This is a genomic window from Georgenia sp. Z2081, from assembly GCF_055326445.1.
This window is the reverse complement of sequence record NZ_JBUZNK010000005.1, coordinates 14,124-35,685: the sequence shown is the minus strand read 5'-3', so window position 1 is coordinate 35,685 and position 21,562 is coordinate 14,124. Positions and strand designations below refer to the sequence as shown.

Annotated in this window: 20 protein-coding genes; 14 read left to right on the top strand and 6 right to left on the bottom strand. The window is 71.7% G+C overall.

Features of this window, described 5'->3' with window-relative positions; genetic code table 11:
* Positions 1-133: 133 nt before the first annotated feature.
* Complete coding sequence (locus tag ACZLKG_RS08400; RefSeq protein ID WP_425709774.1) at positions 134-670, bottom strand: CarD family transcriptional regulator; 537 nt, start codon at positions 668-670, stop codon at positions 134-136.
* A gap of 234 nt (positions 671-904) precedes the next feature.
* Between ACZLKG_RS08400 and ACZLKG_RS08395 the strand changes: the two genes are divergently transcribed.
* Positions 905-1,339, top strand: a complete 435-nt coding sequence (locus ACZLKG_RS08395) for a hypothetical protein (protein ID WP_463648487.1) — start codon at positions 905-907, stop codon at positions 1,337-1,339.
* 223 nt (positions 1,340-1,562) lie between these two features.
* Positions 1,563-2,210 (top strand): TetR/AcrR family transcriptional regulator, encoded by a 648-nt coding sequence (locus ACZLKG_RS08390; RefSeq protein WP_463648486.1) that lies wholly within the window; start codon positions 1,563-1,565, stop codon positions 2,208-2,210.
* 33 nt (positions 2,211-2,243) lie between these two features.
* On the opposite strand, the gene zupT is transcribed toward ACZLKG_RS08390, so the two are convergent.
* Positions 2,244-3,044, bottom strand: a complete 801-nt coding sequence (gene zupT, locus ACZLKG_RS08385; protein WP_425709777.1) for a zinc transporter ZupT — start codon at positions 3,042-3,044, stop codon at positions 2,244-2,246.
* A gap of 180 nt (positions 3,045-3,224) precedes the next feature.
* Here zupT and ACZLKG_RS08380 point away from each other — a divergent pair, with 180 nt between their 5' ends.
* From ACZLKG_RS08380 to ACZLKG_RS08365, 4 genes are all read left to right on the top strand, one after another.
* Positions 3,225-3,659 carry a DUF4870 domain-containing protein gene (locus ACZLKG_RS08380; protein WP_463648485.1) on the top strand — a complete coding sequence of 145 codons (435 nt, stop codon included), beginning with the start codon at positions 3,225-3,227 and terminating at the stop codon, positions 3,657-3,659.
* Between the two features lie 211 nt (positions 3,660-3,870).
* Positions 3,871-5,805 carry an ABC transporter family substrate-binding protein gene (locus ACZLKG_RS08375; RefSeq protein WP_425709779.1) on the top strand — a complete coding sequence of 645 codons (1,935 nt, stop codon included), beginning with the start codon at positions 3,871-3,873 and terminating at the stop codon, positions 5,803-5,805.
* Between the two features lie 157 nt (positions 5,806-5,962).
* Entirely contained in the window at positions 5,963-7,495 is a 1,533-nt protein-coding gene (locus ACZLKG_RS08370; RefSeq protein WP_425709780.1) for an ABC transporter permease, read from the top strand.
* Positions 7,495-8,700, top strand: a complete 1,206-nt coding sequence (locus tag ACZLKG_RS08365; RefSeq protein WP_425709781.1) for an ABC transporter permease — start codon at positions 7,495-7,497, stop codon at positions 8,698-8,700. The genes ACZLKG_RS08370 and ACZLKG_RS08365 overlap by 1 nt, the downstream gene beginning before the upstream one ends.
* 17 nt (positions 8,701-8,717) lie before the next feature.
* Here ACZLKG_RS08365 and ACZLKG_RS08360 read toward each other — a convergent pair whose 3' ends face one another.
* Entirely contained in the window at positions 8,718-9,329 is a 612-nt protein-coding gene (locus ACZLKG_RS08360; protein WP_463648484.1) for a PH domain-containing protein, read from the bottom strand.
* A gap of 71 nt (positions 9,330-9,400) precedes the next feature.
* On the opposite strand from ACZLKG_RS08360, the gene ACZLKG_RS08355 reads away from it, so the two are divergent.
* From ACZLKG_RS08355 to ACZLKG_RS08335, 5 genes are all read left to right on the top strand, one after another.
* Entirely contained in the window at positions 9,401-11,356 is a 1,956-nt protein-coding gene (locus tag ACZLKG_RS08355; RefSeq protein ID WP_425709783.1) for an ABC transporter ATP-binding protein, read from the top strand.
* Between the two features lie 202 nt (positions 11,357-11,558).
* Positions 11,559-13,472 (top strand): translational GTPase TypA, encoded by a 1,914-nt coding sequence (gene typA / locus ACZLKG_RS08350; RefSeq protein WP_425709784.1) that lies wholly within the window; start codon positions 11,559-11,561, stop codon positions 13,470-13,472.
* Positions 13,472-14,047: a hypothetical protein gene (locus ACZLKG_RS08345; protein ID WP_425709785.1), complete on the top strand. Its 576-nt coding sequence runs from the start codon at positions 13,472-13,474 to the stop codon at positions 14,045-14,047. Before typA ends, ACZLKG_RS08345 begins: the two co-directional genes overlap by 1 nt.
* Entirely contained in the window at positions 14,044-14,598 is a 555-nt protein-coding gene (locus ACZLKG_RS08340) for a flavin reductase (RefSeq protein WP_463648483.1), read from the top strand. Before ACZLKG_RS08345 ends, ACZLKG_RS08340 begins: the two co-directional genes overlap by 4 nt.
* A gap of 105 nt (positions 14,599-14,703) precedes the next feature.
* Positions 14,704-16,431, top strand: coding sequence for a VanW family protein (locus ACZLKG_RS08335; RefSeq protein WP_425709787.1), 1,728 nt, complete (start codon positions 14,704-14,706; stop codon positions 16,429-16,431).
* 23 nt (positions 16,432-16,454) lie between these two features.
* Here the strand turns inward: ACZLKG_RS08335 and ACZLKG_RS08330 are convergent, their stop codons facing one another.
* The gene (locus ACZLKG_RS08330; protein WP_425709788.1) at positions 16,455-16,715 is read right to left on the bottom strand and encodes a hypothetical protein; all 261 of its coding nucleotides are present in this window, start codon (positions 16,713-16,715) and stop codon (positions 16,455-16,457) included.
* A gap of 118 nt (positions 16,716-16,833) precedes the next feature.
* On the opposite strand from ACZLKG_RS08330, the gene fdxA reads away from it, so the two are divergent.
* The 3 genes from fdxA to ACZLKG_RS08315 all read left to right on the top strand — a co-directional run bounded on the left by fdxA (position 16,834) and on the right by ACZLKG_RS08315 (position 19,742).
* On the top strand, positions 16,834-17,175 hold the full coding sequence (gene fdxA / locus ACZLKG_RS08325; RefSeq protein WP_463648482.1) for a ferredoxin: 342 nt from the start codon (positions 16,834-16,836) through the stop codon (positions 17,173-17,175).
* A gap of 1 nt (position 17,176) precedes the next feature.
* The gene (gene dapC, locus ACZLKG_RS08320) at positions 17,177-18,298 is read left to right on the top strand and encodes a succinyldiaminopimelate transaminase (protein WP_425709790.1); all 1,122 of its coding nucleotides are present in this window, start codon (positions 17,177-17,179) and stop codon (positions 18,296-18,298) included.
* Positions 18,299-18,455: 157 nt separating this feature from the next.
* Positions 18,456-19,742, top strand: a complete 1,287-nt coding sequence (locus ACZLKG_RS08315) for a citrate synthase (RefSeq protein ID WP_425709791.1) — start codon at positions 18,456-18,458, stop codon at positions 19,740-19,742.
* 120 nt (positions 19,743-19,862) lie between these two features.
* Here the strand turns inward: ACZLKG_RS08315 and ACZLKG_RS08310 are convergent, their stop codons facing one another.
* Complete coding sequence (locus ACZLKG_RS08310; protein WP_425709792.1) at positions 19,863-20,840, bottom strand: ABC transporter substrate-binding protein; 978 nt, start codon at positions 20,838-20,840, stop codon at positions 19,863-19,865.
* A gap of 86 nt (positions 20,841-20,926) precedes the next feature.
* The gene (locus tag ACZLKG_RS08305; RefSeq protein WP_425709793.1) at positions 20,927-21,352 is read right to left on the bottom strand and encodes a MarR family winged helix-turn-helix transcriptional regulator; all 426 of its coding nucleotides are present in this window, start codon (positions 21,350-21,352) and stop codon (positions 20,927-20,929) included.
* Positions 21,353-21,562: the final 210 nt, after the last annotated feature.

Sequence of the window (21,562 nt, the reverse complement as noted above, 5' to 3'; positions counted from 1 at the left end):
GACAGGGGACGCGTCGTTCGGCGACCCGGGGGACTCCGGCGGCGCCTCACGACGCAGTGCCGGGTGCCGTCGGACCGGGCCGGCGGCGGGCAGTGGCCGACCGCCGGCCGGGTTCGTCAGCCGGCCGGGTTCGTCAGCTGGCCGGGGCGAGCGTGGCGCGCGCGGCGGGTGTGAGGTCCGGCGAGACCTGCTCGAGGATCGCGCGGTCGACCATCTGGTCCGCCGCCTCCTCGTCGATCTCGAGACCGATCGCGAGCTCGCTGACCAGCGGGAGGAGTGCGTCCCGCATGAGCGTGCGCTCGCCGAAGGAGATCCCGGGCTCCTCCTCGCGGCGACGCAGGTCCCGCACGACCTCGGCCACCTTGAGCAGGTCGCCCGTGGCGACCCGGTCCTGCGCCGACTTCATCCGACGCGACCAGACCTTCTCGAACGGGAGGGACTCGGCCACGAGGACCTCGAAGATCGTCCCGATCCGGTCCAGATCCATCACGTCACGGACGCCGACCTCGTCGAGCATGTCGACCGGGACCGCCACTGTGAGGTCCTGACCGAGGACCTGGAGACGCGCGTAGGACACCTTGGCGCCCTTGACCGTGCGCGTGAAGACCGTGTCGACGGTGCTGGGTCCGTGGTGGGGGTGGACGACGGTCTGACCGGGAACGACGGGCATGAATCTCCTCTGCTCGGGACGACCGATCCGGCCGCCCGCTCGCGCGGCGGTCGTCCCGACGGCGGCACAGGCACTCGGCGCACGTGAGGACATGGGCACGAAAGCCTCGACGAGGCGTCCGAAACCCACGGACCTGGAGACTGATTATCGCACGGATCCGCGGAAAATGCCAGTGTGATGTCGTCCGCTACCCGGTGACGAGGTGCGCGCGCCGGGCACTGGCAGGCTGGGGGCATGGCGGACGCGAAGATGTACATCGTCAACCACGAGTGGGCGGGCGCCGGTCCGGAGCCGTGGGACGAGGCCTCGATCGTCACCCTGAGGGCCGACCTCGCCCCGTCCTCGCGTGACGATGCGGTGTGGTCGGCGATCCGTGACTGGTGGTCCGGCTCGCTGGAGCGCGCCGAGGGCGACTCGCCGGTCGCCTACGAGGGCGGGTGCGTGGTGCCCCGCCCGGTGCGCGACGGGAACGTCGTCACCGTGCACCTGCGCTCGCGCGGGGAGGCGGCGTTCGACGAGATCGCCAGGTTCGCCGCGTGGGTGCACAGGCTCGCGACCGTGGCCGACGCTGAGGTGGGCATCACCTGGACCGAGCTCCCGCACACGAACGCCGGCGGTGAGGAGGCGGCTCTCGCCGTGCTCCACGGGCCCGCCGGTCCGACGGTCTGACCGTGGCGCGGCGCTCCGCCGCCGGGGGCCGGCGTCCGGGCCGGTGCTCGGCCCTCGTGGGTAGGCATGCTCGAACAGCTGGTCGACCGGGTCGGACCGCCTCTCGGCGGGCCGTCCGGCGGGTGCGCATTTGTGTAGAACTCCGGCCGTAACGCCTGTCTTCGTTGTCTCGATCGTCGGGCGCGTGTCTCAAACGGCGCTGCATGTACTTACAGTGTGTGGCATGGCTAGACAGCGCACGTACGACGACACCCTGCGGGACCGCCTGATCGACGAGGCGGCCCAGGTCATCGCCGACCACGGGGTCCAGGCACTGTCCGTGCGCGACGTCGCGATGCGTGCCGGGACGACGACCAATGCCATCTACACGTTCTTCGGGAGCCGCGGCTCCCTGGTGGCCGAGGTCGTGGCCAAGGCCGACGAGTCCTTCGTCCAGGCCCACCGCGAGGCTGCCGGCGAGGGCGCCGACCTGCTCGACCTGTACCGGATCGGCAAGGCCTACGTCACGTGGGCGGTCGAGTTCCCCACGATGTACGTCATCCTCACCGACCGGGCGGGGGCCCGGCTCGACCCGCCGCCGTGGGCGCCGCACATCGAGCACGGCTCCTCGGATGAGGGCGCCCCCATCGTGCGCACCGTCGCCCGGCTCATGGCCGAGGGCGTACTCACGGCGGGCGACCCGGTGCTCGTCAGCACGTACCTGTGGGCCGGCGTGCACGGGTACGTCGAGATCCTGCGCATGCTCGACGGCCAGGAGCCCGCGGGCTACGACCTCGTCGAGTACCTGCACGCGCTCATCGCCCCGTGGGTCGCCCACGACGCCGACGGGCACCCGGTCGTCGATCTCGACGAGGTCGGCCGCGGGGTCTGACGACCTCCCGCGAACCCCGGGCGGACGAGGGCCTCAGGACAGCAGCAGCAGGCTGAGGGCCATCACCGCCATGCCGGCCAGGAGGCCGTAGATCGACCGGTGGTGGTGCCCGTACGCCTCGGCCGTGGGCAGCAGCTCGTCCAGCGAGATGAACACCATGACGCCGGCGACCGCGGCCAGCGCCAGCCCCGTGACCGTGGGCGTGAGGAACGGGGCGAGCAGGAGGTAGCCGAGCACGGCGCCCGCCGGCTCCGCGAGACCGGCGAGGAACGCCCACCGCAGTGCGGTGCGCCGCGAGCCGGTCGCACGTCGGATCGGCACGGCCACGGCGATGCCCTCGGGAACGTTGTGGATGGCGATCGCCACCGCCACTGGGATGCCGATCTCCGGATGCTCGAGCGCGGTGATGAACGTGGCGAATCCCTCGGGGAAGTTGTGCATGCCGATGGCCACGGCGGTCAGCATGCCCATGCGCAGCAGCGCGCGCGCCTCACGGTCGGCCGCGTCACGCTGGGTCGGCGGCACCTCGTGCGGGTTCGCCGGGCCCGGGACGAACCGGTCGATGAGGCCGATGACCGCGATGCCCCCGAAGAATCCGGCCGTCGTCGTCCAGGCCGCCTGCTCCGCACCGAGCACCTCGCCGATCTGCCTGCCCGCCTCGGGCAGGATCTCGACGAACGACACGTAGATCATCACGCCCGCGGAGAAGCCCAGCGCGGTCGACAGGAACCGGTCCGAGACGGGCCGGCGCGACATCGCGACCAGCGCGCCGAGCGTGGTCGAAAGTCCGGCGCCGAGCGTCAGCAGGAAGGCGAGCACCGCACCCTCGGGCACCGTCCACCTCCTTCGGGTCCGTTGCGGCGCCAGTCGTGCCTTCGTCGTGCGGGCGGGCCCCGCCCCGGGGGCGCTCCGGACAGGGTAGGCGCGTGACGAGGCGTGCGACGCCACGGGCGCGCCGCACGCCCCCCCGGCTACGCTCGGGCCTGCACGCCCGGCCGACGAGGAGCAGCGCACATGACCCACGACAACCCGTACGCGCGCCACGACGGCCCCGGCGGGCCGGACCGACCCGGGGCGGCGGGCGGTGGCGGTCCGAGCTCGGACGAGCGGACGTTCGCGATCATCGCGCACCTGTCCGCGCTGGCGGCGATCCTGCTCTCCGTCGGGTGGCTGACCTTCGTCGGTCCGCTCATCGTGTGGTTGGTCCTGCGCGAGCGCGGCCCGCTCGTGCGGGCGGCGTCGGCAGGTGCCTTCAACTTCGCGATCGGCATCACGATCCTCGGCATCATCGCCTGGATCTGCTTCTTCACGATCCTGCTGATCCCCGTGGCGATCGTGCTGTGGATCGTCGCCTTCATCGCGCAGATCTGGTGCTCGATCCGCGGGGCGCTCGCGGCGTCGCGCGGCGAGTACTTCTCCTACCCGTTCCAGGTGCGCATCCTCGGCTGACCCGGTCGGCCACCCCGCAGGGCACGTTCTCGCAAGTCAGCGCGGTTACGAGAAGATAACGAAAGAAACTCAGATGTCCCCGGGATGCGCGCGGGCCGGAGCGGACATGGTTACAGTGCGCCTCAACCGCGGAGAACAACGACCCGTTCGCGCGGACAGACGGCTGGTCAGGCCACCCCCGTGGCGGTGACCACCATCCCGAGGAGGAACATTGAAGATCCGGCGCTTCACCGGGCTCGTCGCGGCTTCCGCCGCCACCGCCCTGGTCCTGGCCGCGTGCGGAGGGTCGTCCGACGAGGACGACAACGGCGGCGACGACGACACCACCCAGACCGACGGAGCGGGCGGCGACGACCCTGACGCCCCCGACGACGACCCGGACGCCGGCGGCGACGCCGCGGGCCTCAACGAGTCGACGCAGATCAGCCTCGGCTGGAACCAGCACTTCTACGAGTACAACGACAACACCTCGACCGGCAACGCCACGGCCAACGCCAACATCCTCTACCTGATGAACGACCGTTTCGCGTACTTCGACGAGAACCTCGAGTTCGTGCGCAACGAGGACTTCGGCACGATGGAGCTCGCCGAGGACGAGGTCACGGTGACCTGGACGATCGCCGACGGCGTGACCTGGTCCGACGGCACGCCCGTCAGCGCGGTCGACGTGCTCCTGCAGTGGGCCGCCACCTCCGGGCACCTCAACACGGTCGAGGAGGAGCTCGACGAGGAGGGTGAGGTCACCAACCAGGAGGAGGTCGACGCCGGCGTCTTCTTCAACGGCACCTCGCCGACGGTCGCCTACTTCCAGCCGACCCCGGAGATCTCGGACGACTACACCACGCTCACCGCGGAGCTGAGCGAGCCCTTCGCCGACTGGGAGTTCCAGCTCGCATCGGGCTTCATCCCCGCCCACGTCGTCGCCATGCGCGCGCTCGACATCGACGACCCGCAGGAGGCGCTCGACACCCTCGTCGAGGCCATCCAGACCAACGACGCCGAGGTGCTCGCCCCGGTCTCGACCTTCTGGAACGAGGGCTTCCAGTTCGACGGGACGCTGCCGGACGACGAGCTGCTCTACCTGTCCAACGGCCCGTACCTGCTCTCGGAGATCAGCGGCGAGGAGTACGTCGTCCTCACCGCCAACCCCGACTACACCGGTGCGAACCAGGCGGCCTTCGAGACCGTGACGGTGCGCTTCAACGGCGACCCGAACGCTCTCGTCGACGCCATGGAGAACCAGGAGATCGCGGTCGTCTCGCCCCAGCCCACCTCCGACCTGCTCACGCGCGTCGAGGGTCTCGGCGAGCCGTACACCTTCAGCCAGGAGGACACGGCGACCTATGAGCACGTGGACCTCGCCCAGAACAACGAGGGCCCGTTCGACCCGGCCACCTACGGGGGCGACGAGGAGACCGCGCGCAACGTCCGTGAGGCGTTCCTGCGCGTCATCCCGCGCCAGGACATCCTCGACCAGCTCGTCATCCCGCTCAACCCTGACGCCCAGATCCGCAACAGCCAGACGCAGGTCCCCGGCTCGCCGAACTACGACGCGATCGTCGAGGCCAACGGGATGACGTCCTACGACGAGCCGGACGTCGAGCTGGCGACCCAGCTCCTCGAGGAGGCCGGCGTCGAGACGCCGATCGAGGTGCGGTTCATGTACGACACCGCGAACACGCGGCGGTCGAACACGTTCCAGCTGCTCGCCTCGGCGTACGAGGAGTCCGGCCTGTTCACGCTCGTCGACGCGGGCTCGACCGACTGGGGCTCGCTCCTGTCCGACACCAACGTCTACGACGCGGCCCTGTTCGGCTGGCAGTCCACCTCGACGGGTGCGACGAACGCCCAGGCGAGCTTCTACACGGACGGCATCAACAACTTCTACGGGTACTCCAACCCCGAGGTCGACGCGCTGTGGGACCAGATCGCCGTCGCGGTCGACACCGACGAGCAGGCCGAGCTGCTCGGCCAGATGGAGGCCCACCTCGTCGAGGACGCCTTCGGCCTGGTGCTCTACCAGCACCCCGGCCTGACGGCGTGGAACAGCGACGTGGTCGAGGAGATCACGCCGATCACCATGTCCCCGACCATCTTCTGGAACTTCTGGGAGTGGACCCCGGGCGGCGCCGCTGCGGCGAGCTGACCTGAGCCGTCACGCCTGACGGGCCGACGAGAGGCGCCGGGACCCCGGTTCCGGCGCCTCTCGCGCGCCCGGAAGACACTCCGACGAACGCCGTTCTCCACCACAGCGCCGCGTGTAGGCTCCCAAGCCACATGCCCCAGCGAGAAGGTCTCACCACATGATCAGGTTCCTGGTTCGGCGGACAGCCACCGGGCTCGTCGTCCTGCTCGTCTCGAGCTTCCTCATGTTCGGCATGCTGTCGGTCTCGATCAACCCGCTGCAGGATCTCGAGGAGTCGACGGCGCCGAACAAGGCCCAGCTCATCGCCCAGCGCATCCAGGAGCTCGAGCTCGACCGGCCGTGGATCGCCCGCTTCTGGGACTGGCTGACGGGCTTGCTCACCGGTGATCTCGGCGTCGCGTGGCGCAGCGGCCGGGCGGTCGAGTCCGTCATGGGCGACGCGCTCATCGACACGCTCCAGCTGGTCACCGCGGCGACCTTCCTCGCCATCGTCCTCGGCGTCGCCATCGGTATCGCCTCGGCGCTGCGCCAGTACTCGACCTTCGACTACGTCATCACGCTCGCCTCGTTCGTGCTGTTCTCCCTCCCGTCGTTCTGGGTGGCGGTGCTGCTCAAGCAGGGCGGGGCGATCTGGTTCAACTCCTTCCTCGCCGAGCCCAACCTCAGCTACACGACGATCATCGTCGTCGGCCTGGTCACGGGCCTGTTCTGGTCCCTCGCCGTGGGCGGCGACGCGCTCCGGCGCCTCGTGGTCGCCGGCGTCGCGGCTGCCGCGTCGATCGCGATGTTCGCCTACCTCCAGGAGAGCGGGTGGTGGAGCGAGCCGCACATCTCGGGCGGCCTGTTCCTGCTCCTCTCGCTCGCCACGGCGATCGTCATCACCCTGCTGACCACGGGGCTGTCGAACCGTCGTGCGCTGCTCACCGGCGTCGCGGTCGTGGTGATCTTCCTGCTCCTCCACGGCTGGATCACCGAGGGCCTGTTCGTCGACCTCACCGACTCGATGACGTGGGGGATCATCGGCCTGTTCGTGCTCGGCGCGATCGCCCTCGGCATGGCGGTCGGTGCGGCGTTCCGGGGTCCCGACTGGGGGCAGTCGATGCGCGTCGGCGGCATGACCGGCGGCATCGTCATGGTCTTCCTCGTGCTCGACCGGTGCATGCAGGCCTGGCCCGCCTACTTCAACGCCAACGCGATCAGCGGCCGGCCCATCGCCACGATGGGCTCGGACACCCCGAACCTGGGCGGCAACTTCTGGATCCAGGCGATCGACATGTACACGCACCTGATCCTGCCGACCCTGGTGCTCATGCTCATCTCGTTCGCCCAGTACACGCGCTACTCGCGCGGATCGATGCTCGAGGTCCTCGGCCAGGACTACATGCGCACCGCCCGCGCCAAGGGCCTCAACGAGCGCACGGTGATCATGCGGCACGGATTCCGCAACACGCTCATCCCGCTCGCGACGATCGCGCCGGTCGATGTCATCACGCTCTTCGGCGGCGCCATCATCACCGAGCAGATCTTCGGGCGTCCCGGGATGGGCCGACTGTTCGTCGACTCCCTCAACGGTGCCGAGATGGACCCGCTCATGGCCTACATCGTGCTCACGGCGGCGCTGGCCGTGCTGGCGAACATCGTGGCCGACATGCTCTACGCCGCCCTCGACCCCCGGATCAGGCTCAGCTGATGACTACTCCCAACCCGTCCGAGGTCCCCGACGAGTCGCGGTCGAGCCGTGAGGAGAACGAGCTCGAGCTCCGCGACGTCGCCGGCCTCACGCAGGGCCAGATCGTCCGACGTCGGTTCTTCCGCCACGTCGGGGCCATGGCCTCGCTGGTCTACCTCGCGCTCGTCACCATCCTCGCCTTCACCTCCGTCGGATTCTTCGGGATCGACGGCTGGTGGAGGTGGGGGGCCAGGGACCGCAATCCGGAGGGCAACGTCAACGAGCTCGGTGCGCCGACCCTCGAGGTGCTGCCCGAGAGCGGCGGCCTCGTCTCGTTCGGCCCCCACCCCTTCGGTCAGAACGAGATCGCCCAGGACCTCTTCGCCCAGGTCATGTACGGCATCCAGACCTCGCTGCTCGTCATGGCCATCATCGGCGTGATCGCCGCGGTGATCGGCGTGCTCGTCGGCGCGCTGGCCGGCTTCTTCCGAGGCTGGCTCGACAACCTGCTCATGCGGATGACGGACCTGGTCATCACGGTGCCGACGGTCGTGCTCGGTGCGGTGCTGGGCACGCTGCTGGGCAACCCGCACACGATGGACAACATCTACGGCATCCCGCTGTTCGGGACCGTGCTCGGGTGGATGTCGTTCCCCGTGCTCTTCGCGATCGTCCTCGGCCTGGTCCTGTGGACCGGCATGGCCCGACTGGTGCGCGGCGACTTCCTCGCCCTGCGCGAGCGTGAGTTCGTCGACGCCGCCCGGGTGGCGGGCGCCTCGAACGCTCGCATCATCTTCAAGCACATCCTGCCCAACGCGATCGGCGTGGTCATCGTCAACGCCACCCTGCTCATGGCGTCCGCCGTGCTGCTCGAGACGGCGCTGGCGTACCTGGGCTTCGGCATCCTCCCGCCGGACTACTCGCTCGGCTGGATCATCTCCGAGTACCAGGGTGCGTTCGCCACCCGGCCGTGGGCCTTCTGGTGGCCGGGCTTCTTCATCATCACCATCGCCCTGTCGATCAACTTCATCGGCGACGGCCTGCGGGACGCGTTCGACCCGCGGCAGCGCAGGAAGCCGTCGGCCGGCGCGATGCGCCGCGCCGCGCAGAAGTCGCAGGCGCGGAAGGACGAGCAGGTCGGCGCCACGAGCGGCGGCGCCGCGGCCGGCGTCACCGCGACCGGTGGTACCGGGTCGGCCGGGACCGGGACGGGTGAGCAGGCATGATCGCCGCGCGGGCCGGATCAGCCGACGACCAGCGCCAGCACCACGAGCCCCGCGAGCGCGGCGAGCGGCGCCACGTTCCAGCTGCTCGTCACCGGGGGCACGGGCGCGTCCTGGCGCAGGTGGCCGTCGCGCCGCAGGGCGTCCCGACGTGCGGCGATGACCGAGGCGACGACCTCGGCGGTGCCGTCGCGCCGCTCGACGGGGGCGGCCCCCGCGTCCCGCACGGGCGTCTCGTCGCCGCCGGACCGGGCGTCGCCTGCCGGGTCGTCGCCGCGCCCGCGGCGCAGCCGACGTGCGGACGGCGACGGGGCGGGAACGGCCCACGAGCCGAATCGCCCGTCGTCGGTCACGACGGTCAGCGACCAGCGCGACTCGACGTCACGCAGGGCCGGCCAGGGCACGTGGACGTCGCGCAGGAGGTCACGCACGCCGACCCCGCCGTCGGAGACCTCCACCGCGGGACGCCACCACACGACGTACAGCACCAGAGCGGCGCATGCCGTCCACGCCAGCGGCGCCGGGCCGACGCCGTCGACGAGGATCATGACGGCCGCCAGGGCGCACACGACCCATCCGGCGACGGCGATCGGGCGGGCCGCGCGCGTACGGAAGACGAGGGTGGGTCGCATCCGTCGATCCTCCCACCCGGGCACGGCACCGCCACCGACCCGCTCGCCGGCACGACCCTGAGGATGAGCACGTGACTGAGACCATCGAGACCACGCCGTCCGCGAGCCGGTTCGCGGACCAGGACCCCATCCTGCGGGTCCGCGACCTGTCGATCGAGTTCCTCGTCGACGACGAGTGGTTCACGGCCGCGGACAGCCTCAGCTACGACGTCCACCCCGGTGAGGTCCTCGCCATCGTCGGCGAGTCCGGCTCCGGCAAGACCCAGTCCTCGATGTCGTTGGTGGGGCTGCTGCCGCCCAACGGCCGCACGACCGGCTCGGCGAAGCTCGGCGACACCGAGCTCGTGGGCCTGCGCGGACAGCGACTGCGCAACGTCCGGGGCGACGAGATCGCGGTGATCTTCCAGGAGCCGATGACCGCGCTCAACCCCGTCTACACGGTCGGCTTCCAGATCGTGGAGACGCTGCGCACGCACCAGTCCCTGCTGCCCGCCGCGGCGAAGAAGCGCGCCATCGAGCTGCTCACGCTCGTCGAGATCCCGGAGCCGGAGCGCCGCTTCGGCTCCTACCCGCACCAGCTCTCCGGCGGTCAGCGGCAGCGGGCGATGATCGCCCAGGCGCTCGCCTGCAACCCCCGGCTGCTCATCGCCGACGAGCCGACGACCGCCCTCGACGTCACCGTCCAGGCGGAGATCCTCAAGCTCATGCGGGACCTGCGCGAGCGGATCGACGCCGGCATCGTCCTCATCACCCACGACATGGGTGTCGTCGCCGACATGGCCGACACGATCCTCGTGATGAAGGACGGCGTGATCGTCGAGCGCGGCGTCGCCGACGAGATCTTCCACCGCCCGCAGCACCCCTACACCCGCCAGCTGCTGTCCTCGGTGCCCCACCTCGGCTCCCACTCGTCGGCGGACGAGTCGTTCGCCCCCGAGGACGAGGTGGGCGGGGCGGCGCGCTGGCCCGACCGACCTCAGGTACGCGACCGCGACGCCGCACCGACGCCGACCGGCGCGCGGGCGGGCGATGCCGAGATCACCCCGGTGATGAGGGCGGAGAACGTCGTCCTCGAGTACCCCAAGCGCGGCCGGCAGAAGGCGTTCGTCGCCGCGGAGGACATCAACCTCCACATCCAGCCGGGTGAGGTCGTCGGCCTGGTGGGGGAGTCCGGCTCCGGCAAGACGACGATCGGCCGCGCCATCGTCGGCCTGCTCCCGGTGAAGTCCGGGTCGCTGGTCGTCGACGGCATCGAGATGCGCGGCGCCGGCCGCGGAGACCTCAAGCCCCTGCGGAGCAGGGTCGGCATGGTCTTCCAGGACCCGGGCTCCTCGCTCAACCCGCGGCTGCCGATCGGCGAGTCGATCGGTGAGCCGCTGCTGCTGCACACGGACCTGTCCAAGACGCAGCGCAACGGACGGGTCGAGGACCTGCTCGACAAGGTCGAGCTCCCGCGCGTCATGCGCAACCGGTACCCCCACGAGCTCTCCGGCGGTCAGCGGCAGCGAGTCGGCATCGCCCGCGCGCTCGCGCTCGAGCCGACGATCCTCGTCGCCGACGAGCCGACCTCCGCGCTCGACGTCTCCGTGCAGGCGCGCGTGCTCGAGCTGTTCAGCGAGCTCCAGCGGGAGACGGGCTTCGCCTGCCTCTTCATCAGCCACGACCTGGCCGTCGTCGAGATGCTCTCCTCGCGCATCGCCGTCATGCACAAGGGTCACCTCGTCGAGACCGGCCACTCCGGCCAGGTCGTCAACGACCCGCAGCACCCGTACACCCAGCGGCTCATCGCCGCCGTCCCGGTGCCCGACCCGGACGCGCAGGCCAAGCGGCGCAAGACCCGCGACGCCGTCCTCGAGGCCTACGCGAGGTCCGGCGGCGAGGACGGGGAGCCGGCCGTGGACTCACCGGCCGACCGGGAGGAGGAGGTCCGCCGCTCGGAGGAGCGCGAGAGCGTGGCGGCCCTCGACCGGCTGGACAACGAGGGCCACGACCCGCAGGACCCCGGCACGTCGGAGCGCAAGAACTGACCGGTCACGGGGACCGACCCGGTCGGTGAGCGGGCCCGCGTCGGGGGGATCACCCCCGCGGGGCGGGACGGCGGTGCGCCCACGCGCGTAGGATCGCGGTTCGGGGCGCGTGACGTGACCTGCGAGCCGGCGCCCCTGCCGATCGGTATGCGCGTGCGCGTGGACGCCGGAGGTAGACACCGGACCCGAAGGAAGCCCTCTCATGCCCCAGCGCCAGGACCTGCGCAACGTCGCGATCGTCGCCCACGTCGACCATGGCAAGACCACGCTCGTCGACGCCATGCTCTGGCAGTCCGGAGCGTTCGGGGAGCACGACCACGTCGACGAGCGGGCCATGGACTCCGGCGACCTCGAGCGCGAGAAGGGCATCACGATCCTCGCGAAGAACACGACGGTCGCCTACCGGGGGCCGTCGGCCGCTGTCGCGGGCGCGCCCGAGGGCGTGACGATCAACGTCATCGACACCCCCGGTCACGCCGACTTCGGCGGCGAGGTCGAGCGCGGCCTGTCGATGGTCGACGGCGTGGTCCTCCTCGTCGACTCCTCCGAGGGCCCGCTCCCGCAGACCCGGTTCGTCCTGCGCAAGGCGCTCGCCGCCAAGCTGCCCGTCATCCTCGTGGTCAACAAGGTCGACCGCGGCGACGCCCGGATCGCCGAGGTCGTCGAGGAGGCCACCGACCTGCTGCTCGGGCTGGCCTCCGACCTCGCCGACGAGGTTCCCGACCTCGATCTCGACGCCGTTCTCGACGTCCCGGTCGTCTACGCCTCGGCGCGCGCCCGCCGCGCCTCGCTGGAGCGCCCGCAGGACGGCGAGATGCCGGACTCCGAGGACCTCGAGCCCCTGTTCGCCACCATCCTGTCGACGATCCCCGGCCCGCGCTACGAGGAGGGTGCGCCGCTCCAGGCGCACGTGACGAACCTCGACGCCTCGCCGTTCCTCGGCCGGCTCGCCCTCCTGCGCATCCACAACGGCTCGATCCGCAAGGGCCAGACCGTGGGGTGGGCGCGTCAGGACGGGACCGTGGCGAACGTGCGTATCTCGGAGCTGCTGCGCACCGAGGCGCTCTCCCGGGTCCCCACCGAGTCCGCGACCGCCGGCGACATCGTCGCCGTCGCCGGGTTCCCGGACATCACGATCGGCGAGTCGCTCGTCGACGCCGACGACCCGCGTCCGCTGCCGCTCATCACGGTCGACGACCCCGCGATCTCGATGACGATCGGTATCAACACGTCGCCGCTGGCCGGACGCGTCAAGGGCCACAAGCTCACCGCGCGCCTGGTCAAGGAGCGGCTCGACCGCGAGCTCGTCGGGAACGTCTCGCTCAAGGTCCTGCCCACCGAGCGCCCGGACGCCTGGGAGGTCCAGGGGCGCGGCGAGCTCGCGCTGGCCATCCTCGTGGAGCAGATGCGTCGCGAGGGCTTCGAGCTGACCGTCGGCAAGCCGCAGGTCGTCACCAAGGAGGTCGACGGCAAGCGGCACGAGCCGATGGACCGCATGACGATCGACGTGCCCGAGGAGTACCTCGGCGCCGTCACCCAGCTCCTCGCCGCGCGCAAGGGCCGGATGGACTCGATGGTCAACCACGGCACCGGCTGGGTGCGCATGGAGTTCCTCGTCCCCTCCCGCGGCCTCATCGGCTTCCGCACGCGCTTCATGACCGAGACCCGGGGCACCGGCATCGCCTTCTCCATCGCCGAGGGCCACGAGCCGTGGCACGGCCCCATCGAGCACCGCAGCACCGGCTCGCTGGTCGCCGACCGGCCGGGTGCCGTCACCCCCTTCGCGATGATCAACCTCCAGGAGCGCGGCTCGTTCTTCGTCGAGCCCACCGCGGAGGTCTACGAGGGCCAGATCGTCGGTGAGAACTCGCGCAACGAGGACATGGACGTCAACATCACCAAGGAGAAGAAGCTGACGAACATGCGGTCGGCGACGGCCGACTCGTTCGAGAGCCTCGTGCCGCCGCGCCGGCTCACCCTGGAGGAGTCCCTCGAGTTCGCCGCCGACGACGAGTGCGTCGAGGTCACCCCCGAGATCATCCGCATCCGCAAGGTCCTCCTCGGCAGCACGGAGCGCGCCCGGGCCGCCGCGCGGGCGAAGCGGCAGGGCGCCTGATGACGGGCGCCGAGGGGGCGGACCTCAGCGCCGGGGCGAGCACCCCCGGCGCCACGCCCGCCACCCCCGCGGCGCCCGCCCGCAGCCCGGGGGAGCGGCTGCTCGAGGCCGTCGTCACGGTGCTCCTCGCGGTACTCGTCGCCGTGGCCGGCACCGTCGTCCACCGCATGGAGCACGACGGGCTGCCGCTCGGCGTGCTGCTCGGGATAGCGCTCGCGCTGACCGCCGCCGTGCTCGTGCGGGCGGTCGCCGGCACCGTCGCCCTCATCGTCTACGGGGCGTGCGGCATCGGCGTCGTCCTGCTGATGACCTACTGGGGGCCGGGCGAGGACGTGCTCGTCACCTCCACACCGCGCGCGATGCTGTGGATCCTCACGATGCCGCTGGCCGCCGCGCTCGGCTGGGCCGCGCCGCGGTCGTGGTTCTCCGCCGACCGCGTCCGCATCCGCCCCCGGCGCTCCGCGGGCTCCCGTGGGGTCGCGACGACCGACCGGGCGGGTGGCACCGGCTCGACCGGTCAGGCCGCCACGGTCGACGGCGGCGACCGCGAGGAGTCGGCCGGGACGCGGCCGTGAGCGTCGACGAGCTCGAGGAGGGGTTCCGGGCGGCCCTCGCCCGCAGGCCCGTGGGGGTCGCCGTGCTCGGTGTCCGCGCGGGCGGGCACGCCCTGCTCGTGCCGCTGACGGACGTCGCCTCCGCCTCGCTGCGTCCGCCGATGATCACCGTGTCCGTGCACGCCGACTCCCGTGCGTCGGAGGCGCTCGAGGAGGCCGAGGAGTGGGGGATCACGGTGCTCGACGACTCGGCCGGGGCCGCCGCGGCGCTCGCCCGGGTGTCCGAGCCCGGTCGTCCGCTGGTCGGCCAGGACGTCGGCATCTCGCTCGTCTCGCGGCCCGGGGACGCGGTCCTGCTCGAGGACGCGAGCGCACACCTCGTGCTCCGCACCGCCTGGGCGCGGCCGGCCGGCGACCACCTCGTCGTCGCCGCCGACGTGCTCGAGGCACGCGCGACCGGCCGGGCCGGCGCCCAGGTCCACGCCCTGGGCCGCGTGCGTCCCTGGTCGCCGGGCGGTCCCACGGGTGCCCGGCGCACGGCCGGGGACCGCCCGGTACGGGGACAGGGCTGACGTCCCCATCCCGGGGCCCGCGCGGCGCCTGCCCGAACCGGTGATATTCCCTACGATGGACCGGGCCGCAGCGAGGACGGCCCCACATCACGGAACGAGGAACGCATGACCCGCCACGCGCGCGACGCAGGGCACGACAACGGTCGGGGACGCCGGCGTGGACGCGGCTGGCTCATCGGCCTGGGCATCACCGTCGTGGTGCTCGCGGGCGCCTACTTCGGCATCGCGTGGTTCGTGGGGGACAAGGTGCCGAGCGGCACCGTCGTCGCCGGTGTGCAGATCGGCGGCCTGGAGGCCGACGAGGCGGTCGAGGAGCTGCGCGACGGGCTGGGCGAGGAGCTCGACGCCCCGGTCCGGCTCACGCTCGACGACAACGAGGCGGAGATCAGCTCGGCCGAGGCCGGGCTCACGTTCGACGCCCAGGGCACGGTCGACGGGCTCACGGGCTTCGCGCTCGACCCGCGCGTGCTCCTCGGCCACTTCACCGGCATGGGCGCCTACGACCCGGTCCGCAGCGTCGACGAGCCCGCCCTCCTGGCCGCGATCGAGGCCGTCGAGGACGATCTCGTCACCGCCCCGGTCGACGGCGCCATCGAGTTCTCCGGGTCCACGCCGCGGGTGACCGATCCCGTGGTCGGCACCGAGCTCGACATCGAGGCCACCAGTGAGCTCGTCGTCGAGGACTGGCTCGTGTCGACCTCCCCGGTCGAGGCCGTCGCGACCGAGGTCGCGCCCGAGATCGACGACGAGGCGGTGGCCACCGCGCAGTCCGAGATCGTCGCCCCGCTGACCTCCGGACCGGTCACCGTCCAGGTCGGCGAGGACGAGGTGCCCCTCGAGGTCGCACAGCTCACCGAGGCCGCCACGATCGAGCCCGTCGACGGGGCGCTCGCCCTGACCATGGACGGCGAGCTGCTCGCCGACCAGGTCCGCGAGTCCGGTGGCGACATCGGCTCCGAGCCCGTCGACGCCCAGGTCACGCTGCGGGACGGCGCGCCGTACATCGTGGGCAGCGAGGCGGGCGCGGTCCTGGACCCCGAGGGCCTGGACGCGGCCGTGTCGGCCGCCGCGACCTCGACCGACGACCGCGTGGCCGTCGCGGAGGTCGTCGAGGAGGAGGCCGAGTTCACCACGGAGGACGCCCAGGAGCTCGGCGTCGAGGAGGTCGTCTCCGAGATCAGCACCCCGCTGACGTCGGACGACGTGCGCACCCAGAACCTCGTCAACGGCACCGCGCTCGTCACGGGCACGCTCGTCCTGCCCGGGGAGCAGTTCGACCTCGCCGAGGAGCTGGGCCCGATCACCGAGGAGAACGGTTTCGTCTCCTCCGGCGTGGTGGAGAACGGCTTCAACGCCACCGCCCTGGGCGGCGGCGTCTCCCAGCTCTCGACCAACATGTTCAACGTCGGCTGGGAGGCCGGGCTGGACGACATCGAGCACCGCCCCCACAGCAAGTACTTCGACCGCTACCCGATGGGCCAGGAGGCGACCCTCTGGGTGGACGAGGACAACCCCGAGAACTCGATCAACATGATCTGGGAGAACAACACGCCCTACGGCGTGCTCGTCGAGGCCTGGGTCGCCGACGGCCAGGTCCACACCCGCCTGTGGTCGACCGAGTACTGGGACGTGACCACCGAGACGGTCGGCCCCTACAACGTCACCCCGCCCCAGGACGTCGTCAACGACTCGCCGTCCTGCGTCCCGGAGTACGGCGGGGTCAACGGCTTCTCGGTGACCGTCTCGCGCGAGCGCAGCCACGGCGACGAGGTGCTGCCGCGCGAGGAGTACGAGTGGACCTACTCCCCGCACCACCGGGTCACCTGCGGCTGACCGGTCGACCGGCCGACCCCGGCTCAGCCCGTCTCGGGCCGCCGGCCTCGCCCGTCGGGGGGCGGGGGGACGCGCCGACCGGACAGGATCGCCGACGTCGGGACCACCACGTGGCCGCGGCGCGTGTCCACCGTGAGCTCCGCCTCTCCGGCCCCGACCAGGTGACCGAGCGCGTCGCGGGCGCGGTCACCGTCGCGGAACCGCACGGAGACCCGCTCTCCGACCCGCCACGAGCGCCAGGCGACGCCGTCGGGTCCGGGGTAGCCGGCGAACGCGTGGGCCATGGTCCGACCCTCCCACACCTGCCGGGCGCGTCCGGTTCGTCCGGCCCGCGCACGTCGGGCGTGACGGACCGGGCGAGATCGGCTGCCCGCCGTGGCCCGGTCGTGGGACGATGGGGGCATGACGTACGTGATCGCTCAGCCCTGCATCGACATCCTCGACCGCGCCTGCGTCGACGAGTGCCCGGTCGACTGCATCTACGAGGGCGACCGCATGCTCTACATCCACCCCGACGAGTGTGTCGACTGCGGTGCGTGCGAGCCGGTATGCCCGGTCGAGGCCATCTACTACGAGGACGACACCCCGGCCGTGTGGTCGGAGTACTACGACGTCAACGTCAACTTCTTCTCCGACGTCATGCCCGGTCAGAAGGAGCCCGTGGGCTCCCCGGGCGGTGCCGCGCGCACCGGGCGGCTCGGCTTCGACCACCCGATCGTGGCCGCGGCTCCCTCCCAGGCGTGACGTGACCCTGCACGGCGAGACGCTGCCGGACTTCCCCTGGGACTCGCTCGCCGGCGCGCGTGAGCGGGCGGCCGCCCACCCGGGCGGGATCGTCGACCTCTCCGTGGGCACGCCGGTCGACCCGACCCCGGCCGTCGTCCAGGAGGCGCTCCGCGCCGCGGCCGACCGCCCCGGCTACCCGACCACGATCGGCACCGACGAGCTGCGCCGCGCGATGGTGGGGTGGTTCGGCCGTCGGCGCGGCGTCACCCTCACCGAGCGGGCGGTGCTGCCGACGATCGGCTCCAAGGAGGCGGTCGCGCTCGTGCCCGCGATGCTGGGCATCGGCGCGGGCGATCGCGTCCTCCACCCGGCGGTGGCGTACCCCACCTACGACGTCGGGGCACGCCTGGCCGGCGCGGAGCCCGTCGCCGTCGACCCGACCCGCCCGCAGGACTGGCCGCGCGAGGGAGTGCGGCTGGTCTGGCTCAACTCCCCGGCCAACCCGCACGGGCACGTGCTGGGCGTCGAGCAGCTCGCCGCCGCCGTGGCGTGGGCGCGCGAGGTGGGCGCCGTCGTCGTGGCCGACGAGTGCTACGCGGAGCTCGCGTGGGACGAGCCGTGGGCGATCTCCGGCGTGCCCAGCCTCCTCGACCCGCGGGTGACCGGCGGGGACCACTCCGGCCTGCTCGTCGCGTACTCGCTGTCCAAGCAGTCCTCCATGGCCGGCTACCGGGCGGCGCTGCTCGGCGGCGACGAGCAGCTGATCGGGAGGCTGCGGGAGATCCGTAAGCACGCCGGGATGATGCTGCCCGGCCCCGTGCAGGCGGCGATGGCGGCAGCCCTCGACGACGACGCCCACGTGGCGGTCCAGCGCGAGCGGTACGGGCGCCGGCGCAGGGACCTGCTGGCGGCCGTCCGGTCGCACGGCCTCAGCCCCGACCCGGCCTCCGTGGCCGGCCTGTACCTGTGGCTCGGCCGGGAGGGCGTGCGCGGGCGCGAGCTCGTCGACGAGCTCGCGGGCCTCGGCGTCCTCGTGGCGCCCGGCGAGTTCTACGGTCCCGCCGGCGCGGGGCGGGTACGGATGGCGCTGACGGGCAGCGACGAGCGCGTCGCCGCCGCGGTCGCCCGCCTCGACGGCTGAGCCCGCCCGGTCTCCGGCCGTCGTCGTCCAGGGGTGACGGGCGGGCGTCGCCGATCGGCGCGCGGCGGTATCTTGGACGAAGGACGACCTCCGACGGGGGCGGTGCTCCGCCCCGATCGCGCCCACGAGGCGCCCACCATCCACGAAGGGGACCAGCATGACCGAAGACGCCACGCTCACCGTCGACGACAAGACCCTCTCGCTGCCCAGGGTGCGCGCGACCGACGGCAGCGACGGCCTGACCATCGGCAAGCTCCTCGGCGAGACCGGCACCGTCACGCTGGACTACGGGTTCACGAACACGGCGTCGACCGAGTCGGCCATCACCTACATCGACGGCGACGCGGGCGTCCTGCGGTATCGCGGATATCCCATCGAGCAGCTGGCGGAGCGGTCGACCTTCCTCGAGACCGCCTACCTGCTCATCTACGGCGAGCTGCCCGACGCCGAGACGCTCGAGGCCGTCACCCGGCGCATCAAGCGCCACCGGGTGCTGCACGAGGACTTCAAGGGCTTCTTCACGGCGTTCCCGCCGAACGGCCACCCGATGTCCATGCTCCAGGCCGGCATCGCGGGCCTCGGCACCTACTACCCGCACACGCTGGACCCGCACGACGAGTACCAGAAGGAGCTCTCCACGGTGCTCCTCATGGCCAAGCTGCCGACGATGATCGGGTACATCGCCAAGCGGGCGTCGGGCCTGCCGCTGCTGTACCCGGACGCCTCCTACAGCTACACCGCCGACTTCATGCGGATGACGTTCGACCTGCCCTACCAGCACCGCGAGGTGGACCCGGAGGTGATTCGCGCCCTCGATCTGCTGCTCATCCTGCACGCGGACCACGAGCAGAACTGCTCGACGTCGACCGTGCGGATGGTCGGCTCGTCCGACGCGAGCATCTACGCCTCGATCTCGGCCGGCGTCGGCGCGCTGTCCGGCCCCAAGCACGGCGGGGCGAACGAGGCCGTCCTCGCGATGCTGTCGCGCATCCAGGAGAGCGACGACTCGGTCGAGACGTTCATGCGGCGGGCGAAGGACAAGAACGACAACGTGCGGCTCATGGGCTTCGGCCACCGGGTCTACAAGAACTACGACCCGCGGGCCGCGATCGTGAAGAAGGTGGCGCACGACGTGCTGGCCAAGCTCGGTCAGGACGACGAGCTCCTCGACATCGCGATGAACCTCGAGGAGATCGCGCTGAGCGACGACTACTTCGTGGAGCGCAGGCTCTACCCCAACGTCGACTTCTACACGGGGCTGATCTACAAGGCGATGGGCTTCCCCACGCAGATGTTCACCCCGCTCTTCGCCCTGGGGCGTCTGCCCGGCTGGATCGCCCAGTACCGCGAGATGATCGAGGACAAGAACACGAAGATCGGCCGCCCGCGGCAGGTCTACACCGGCGCCACCGAGCGGGACTACGTCCCGATCGAGGAGCGCTGAGCCCGGACCCCGCGCGACGACGGCGGCCCCACCCGAGCGGGTGGGGCCGCCGTCGTCCGTCCGGGCCCCGTGGGCGCGGCCGGTCTCGTGGGCTCGGCCGGCCCTGTGGGCCCGGCCGGGTCAGCGCGCGCGCTCCGGGATGAACTCCTCGACGTCGATCTCGGACTCGACGACGCCGCCCTCCCACGCGAGGTCGGCGAGGATCTGCAGGGGCTCGGGGTCGAGCTGGGTGTCGAACTCCTCGATGAGCACCTGGTCGGCGAGCTCGGGATCCATCTCCAGCAGGGTCGGCAGTACGGCCCGCACGCCCTCCTCGTCCTCCTGGGCGGTGGTGAGCACCTCCTCGAGCGCCACGTGGAAGTCCTCGACGAGCTGCTCGTCCTGGTCCTCGGCGGCGATGACGACCATCGTCTGCAGCCCGGGGGCCACGAGCTGGTAGTTGTAGCCGACGAGCTCGGCCCCCTCGCCGAGCAGGATGGTGCCGAACGGCTCGGCGACCCAGGCGGCGTCGATGTTGCCGGCGTCCAGGGCCGCCGGCATGTCCGGGAAGCCGATCTCGACGAACTCGATGGCGTCCGGGTCGCCGCCGTCCTGGCGGACCATCTCCCGGATCGTCACGTCGCCCTGGGTGTTGAGGTTGTTCACCGCCACGGTGCGCCCCGAGAGGTCGGCCGGTGCGGCGATCCCCGAGTCCGGCATCGCGTATACGCCGGTGATGTCGTCGCCCTCCTCGCGGGCGTGCACGAACCCGGAGGTGACCTGGATAGCCAGTCCGGTCGACTGGGCCACCATCACCGAGAGCGGGTTGGACGTGGCGAAGTCGATGTCGCCCGAGACGAGGCCCGGGATCAGGGCGGCACCGCCCTGACCGGTCTCGAGGGTGACCTCGAAGCCGTGCTCCTCGAAGATCCCCTCGTCGATGCCGTACTGGAGCCCCGCGGTCGGGACGATCGGCAGCGCGCCGAGGGTGATCGGTGTCAGCTCGCCCTCGCCGGAGTCGGACGTGCCGCCGTCGCCGTCGTCGTCACCGCCGCAGGCGGCGAGTACGAGCAGGGTGGCGCCGGCCAGGGCGGCGGTGCTGATGGTGCGCAGTCGCATGATGGTCCTCTCGGTGGTGGTGTCGGCCGCGGCGGCTCTGCCGCGGTGGACGGGTGCGTCGGAGGTCGGATCTGCGGGCCGCGGCGTCAGCCGCGGTCCGTGAGGCGTGCGAGGAGATCGACCAGGGTGTCGCGCTCCGTCGAGGTCAGCGGGGCGAGGGCGCCGTCGACAGCGCGCTCGCTGGCCTCCCGCGCGACCACGGCGGAGGCCCGTCCGTGGTCGGTGGGGGTGATGAGGCGGACGCGCCGGTCGGCAGGGTCGGGCAGCCGTTCCACCATGCCCGCGGCGACGAGCGTGTCGACGAGGGCGACGATGCGGCTCGGGTCGAGGTCGAGCATCTCGGCGAGCTCCCGCTGGGAGCGGGGGCTGTCGAGGAGGTGTTCCAGGACGGTGTAGCTGCGGGGCGTCATGCCCAGCGGCCGCAGCGCCTCGGACGCTGCTCGGAAGGTGCGCGCGGACGAGAGGGCCAGCAGGAGGCCGACCCCGCCCCGGACCTGGCGTCCGACCTCCATGTCTGCCTCCTCGTGATGAGCCCCGGGGGACTCGTGACGGTGCTGCGCCGGACGCCGTCGTCGGCGCCGGGGTGCGAACGTAGCGAAGAATAGGTGATGGCGTCAATGGTTGACACCTTCAACGGTTTGGCGGGACGATGGTGGCGAGCGTGCGCACGGAGGCGCCGCGCGGGTACCGGCGCCGATCGGTTCGGTCGCCGCCCGACCACC